3 protein-coding genes are annotated in these 4,774 nt (G+C 70.6%); all 3 read right to left on the bottom strand.

Annotation, left to right across the window (positions count from 1 at the left end; translation table 11 throughout):
• Window positions 1-2,947: strawberry notch family protein (locus OXU42_02350; protein ID MDE0028232.1), on the bottom strand; the 2,947-nt coding region annotated here is incomplete at its 3' end.
• A 126-nt stretch (window positions 2,948-3,073) separates the two neighbouring features.
• The gene (radC, locus tag OXU42_02345; GenBank protein ID MDE0028231.1) at window positions 3,074-3,637 is read right to left on the bottom strand and encodes a DNA repair protein RadC; all 564 of its coding nucleotides are present in this window, start codon (window positions 3,635-3,637) and stop codon (window positions 3,074-3,076) included.
• A gap of 190 nt (window positions 3,638-3,827) precedes the next feature.
• The coding region (locus tag OXU42_02340) for a hypothetical protein (protein ID MDE0028230.1) at window positions 3,828-4,774 on the bottom strand (947 nt) is incomplete at its 5' end.

The raw sequence follows: 4,774 nt of genomic DNA, 5'->3' as shown, positions 1-4,774 counted from the left end.
TGAGCACCCGGCGGGAGCGGCCCGTCACTTCCGCCACGGCCTCGTGGCCGAAGTGCTGGATCACCTGGTCCAGGGCCGAGGGCACCGGCGGCAGGGACGCGAGTTTTTCCAGCAACACGTCGCGCTGCGCGAGCGCCTCCTGGCACAGGACCGGATTGCCGTAGGCGTCTGTGGCCGGGCGGCTCATCAGGTTCCCGTCCGCGTCGGTGAAGGGTTCCTGGAGCTGCACGGGGAAGGCGTGGGCCAGGAAGTCGAGGACGTGCTCGCGGGGCGTCAGGTCGATGCCGAGATCGTCCCACTCCGAGGCCGGTATCTCGGCGATGCGCCGCTCCATCAAGGCCTCGCCGGTGGACACAAGCTGGATGACCGCCGACCTCCCTGCGTGGAGATCGGCCTGGATGGCGCGAATGAGCGAGGGGCACTTCATGGCCGTCAGGAGGTGCCCGAAGAAGCGCTGCTTCGTGCCCTCGAAGGCGCTCAGCGCCGCCGACTTGGCGTTCCTGTTGAGGGTGGAACCCTCCTGCACGATGCCCGTGGCCTCCAGCGCCGCCTCGATGTTGGCGTGGATGACCTTGAACGCGCCGGCATAGGAGTCGTAGATGCGGCGCTGTTCGTCCGAGAGTGCATGCACGAGGATGTCCACCTCCACGCCGTGGTAGGCCAGTGCGCGGGCCTGGTAGAGACCCAGGGCCTTCAGGTCCCTCGCCACGACTTCCATGGCGGCGACCCCGCCCGCTTCCATCGCGGACACGAAGTCGGTCCGGGTCTCGAACGGCGTTTCGCCTGCAGCCCACAGACCGAGACGGCCGGCGTAGGCCAGTCCCGGCACGGTGGTGGCGCCGGTGGCCGACACGTAGGTGATCCGGGCGTCCGGCAGCGCGTTCTGAAGCCGCAGGCCGGCGCGGCCCTGGGCGGACGGCTTCACGTCGCCGCGCGCGCCCTTGCCGCCGGCCGCGTTCGCCATGGCGTGGGCCTCGTCGAAGACGACGGAGCCGTCGAAGGAATGGCGGTCGTCCTCGTCGGAACCTCCGGCGAGCCAAGCCACGATCTGGTCGAGCCGTGAGGCGCGTCCCTGGCGGGACGGCGAGCGCAACGTGGAATAGGTCGTGAAGAGGATTCCGGTGGAGAGCGGGATCTCGGCGCCTTGCCGGAAGTCCCCGAGCGGGATCACGTCGTCCTCGCGCCCACCCAAGGCGGTCCAGTCGCGGCGCGCGTCTTCCAGGAGCTTGTCGGATTGGCTGAGCCACAGAGCTCGTTTCCGTCCGCGGAGCCAGCCGTCGAGGATGATTGCCGCGACCTGGCGCCCCTTGCCGCAGCCCGTGCCGTCGCCCAGCATCCAGCCCCGGCGGAAGCGGACCGGCGCCGACAGGGTCTCGCCTTCGTCCGTGACGGTGGCGTCGCCCTGGTCCCCGTCGCCGCAACGCTGGACGGTCTCCCAGCCGGAGCCGATCCGGTAAGTGGCGGCTAGGTGGCCCTCATGGGCTTGGCCCGCCAGCACGACGCTCTCGAGCTGGGCGTCCGAGAGGAGGCCTTCCGTGACGGTGCGTTCCGGCAGCATGGGACGGTAGGACGGCGCTGGATGCGGGACGGCCGCCATTGCAGCGGACTGCACGAGCGGCGTCGGATGCGCCACCGCGCCCGGAATCCGGACGGCGCCCGCCCTCCAGGGCTCGTAGGGTCCTGAGACGGAGCCGCTGGCGTCCGCGGCGGCATCCGCCGGGCCGGTCTCGACGGTCAGCTCGGACACGAGCCCCCAGTCGTGGGCCGGTTCGGAAGCGGGCGCCGCTGGCGCAGGCGCGGTCTTTCGCTTCGATTGGCGCGGCGCGGCTGCGTTGCCGAAGAGATCCGGAGCCGGCATGCCCCCGACAGTACGGACTTCCACCGGCAGGCGGGGCGGAACTTGGGCGATGACCGCGTCGAGCAGCTCCGCCGCAGTGCCGGCGCGGGCGCCGGGATCGACGTCGATGCCGGGGCGGCTTGTGCGGTCCAGCACGGTGAGCCTGGTGTCGAAGCCCGTGCCCCGACGCGCGTAGACCCGGCCGTCGATCGCCATGGTAAAGACGACGCGGGCAGGCGGATCGAGGCGGCCGAAGGCGCCGTTCCAGTCGGAATCGCCCGGAATGCAGTTGGCCGAGGTGATGGCGGCGAGCCGGCCTCCCGGCGGCAGCATGGAGAAGGCGGAACGCACATGACGGAGGTCGGCGTCGTGGCGGATGTGGTGGACGCCGGGCGTGGCCGAGAACGGCGGGTTCATGATGACAACGGTGGGCCGGGCGCCGGGCAGGCGGTCGGCGGCGTTCTCGGCGTTCACGCCGGTGACCAGGGTTTCGGGGAACAGCCGGGACAGAAGGGCGCGGCGTGCGTCCGCGATCTCGTTCAGATGGAGGTTCCCGGCCGCGTTTCCGAGCGCGCATTCCGCCATCACCGCCAGCATGCCGGTGCCGGCCGAAGGCTCCAGCACCATATCGCCGGGCCGGATGGCCGCGGCCCGGACCACGGCGTAGGCGAGCGGCAGGGGCGTGGAGAACTGCTGGAGGCGGACCTGCTCTTCCGAGCGCTTCGTGTGGGACGGCTCCAGCGCGGCCAGGGCTTCGAGCATCCTGAGCATGGCGGAGGGTCCGTCCGGGCCGGCCCCGGCGTAGCGGCGCATGGCCCGGCCATGGCGGCGGATGAAGAGCACGACCGCAGCCTCGGCCGCCTCGTAGGCGTCCTTCCAGACCCAGCCGCCCTGGGCGTCGTCGGCGCCGAAGGCCCGTGTCATGGCGTCCCGCAGGGTCGGGGCGTCGAAGGGCCGGCCTGCCTCCAGGACCGGCAGAAGAGTTGTGGCCGCGGTAAACAGCGCGTCATTGGCGGAAGGCCGGGAGCGTGGAGCGGCCGGGAGGGCCGGAAGCGTACGGGGAACCGGGACGTGCGGGGACGCGTCCGGCGCCGGATGGGCGTCGAGCATGGATGTCTCCCTCCTGAATTGCGGGAAAGCGCCGGGACGCGGCGCGAGCTGCGTGGGATGACCAGGCGGACGGGCGCTGTCGCGTCCGTCGACGCAGAGCCGACTGAAAGCTCGACACCGAGGACGTCACAGCAGGCCTTCGCGATTGAAACTGAAGAAACGGCCGTGCCCGCAGACGACGTGGTCATGGACCCGGATCCCCATCACCTCGCCGACCTGCCGGAGACGGTGGGTGATCTCCACGTCGTCGCGCGAGGGCGAGGGGTCACCTGCCGGATGGTTGTGCAGGAAAATGACACCGGCGGCGCTCTCCCGGATAACGGGGTGAAAGGCCTCCCGAGGATGTACGGTCGACGAAGTGAGACTGCCCGTGGACACCCGGTGGTGACCGATGAGCCTGTTGCGGTTGTCCATCATCAGCACGTCGAAGTGTTCGCGGTACTCGTTCACGTACCGCGGCCGCATGTATCGGTAGGCCTCCTCGGGAGTGCTGATGGTCGGAGTGCTTCCATGCAGGCAGGCTTCAGCCTCGAGCAGTTGCCGGCCCAGCCCGAACGCCGCCTTGACTCTTCCGGCTTGGGCCGCCGTGAGGCCGCGCTGACGCAGTTCCCGGACCGTCATCGAGTCGAGGTCGAGGAGGGAGAGGCCTGCGAGCCTGGCTGTCGGTTCCGCGCCGACCAGTTCTTCCATCGGGTTCCCGTTTTCCATGCACGGTCTCCTTGTTGTGGTGGGGATGAATGTCGCGGTGGGGAACGCCCGCTCCCGCGCTCCGGCCGGCCCCGCCGGGAGACAGCCGGCCCCGGCTCCGGGCGGGGAGGACAGTCCTGTGGGGGATGGGTGGAATGTCGGCCGCCCGAAGAGAACCCGGTGGCCTTCCGGCTCAGGTGGCGGCCTTGGCCGGATCGCCCAGGACGACCCGGACGTCCGGGCGGGCGATGGAGATCTCTACGGAGCGGTTCTGTGGAACGAGCCAGAAGAGCTCCCGCCGGACGGTCTCGGCGATGGAGATCTCCAGCGCCGAATCCTCGCTGCACAGGAGCCTGGTGGCGATGTGGAGCGCCTCCTCGTCGAAGCGCAGGGCCTGGGTCTCCCAACTGTCGGCCCCGGCATCATCGGAGGCGGAGAAGAAGCCCCGGCGCAGCAACTCCGCGAGCCGGTGGGGTTCCAGTGTGCTGTCCCTTGTCACGAGCGGCAGCGCCTCGCCGACCCAGCTCCAGGCCTCGCCCGCGAAGGCGAGATCGGCGGGGAGATCGAGAGTGCGGTTCCGGGCGTCGACGGTCCTGACCGAGAGCGCCATGCGGATCGCGTCAGGACGGGCCGCCAGCGGGGCGGCGGTGGCCCCCGTCCGCTCGGGCACGGGATATTCGTGGAGCGGCCACGCCCTGCCGTCGGCCGCGGTGACCTTGGTGTCGATGCCCGCGACCCGGTCGAGCCGGTCATACCAGCCGTAGCCTTCGAGGCGCCTGTCGGCCTCGAAGAGCCTCTTCGCCATGCCGGCGAGCTCCGCGGCGCGCCACAGCGCCTGCGCCTCGGGAGGTTCCGGGTCGCAGGCCATGATCAGCGCATCGGCGCCAACGGCCTCGGGCTTGGGAGGCTCCCGCCAGTCGTCTATGTCGGCGATGGCGGGCCGCCAGGGACGGAGCACCCGGGGAGACGGCACAAGCTCGATGCCGGCGTCGCGCGCCCGCGTCCAGTCGGCAAACGCCGGACGCGGCTCGAAGTCGGCCGCCATGGCGCGGTAGACCGCCAAGCGCGCCGCTTCGCGCATCTCCGCCAGAAACGCATTCTCGATGCCATCAACACAAAAGGCAACTTCGAGTTCACTCG

This window comes from Deltaproteobacteria bacterium, assembly GCA_028818775.1.
Classification (GTDB): domain Bacteria; phylum Desulfobacterota; class Binatia; order UBA9968; family JAJDTQ01; genus JAJDTQ01.
This window is presented reverse-complemented; position numbering and strand designations above follow the sequence as displayed.

Excerpts from the sequence above, each read along its gene's own strand:
- radC (MDE0028231.1), bottom strand. The coding sequence starts at position 3,637 with ATGGAAGAACTGGTCGGCGCGGAACCGACAGCCAGGCTCGCAGGCCTC.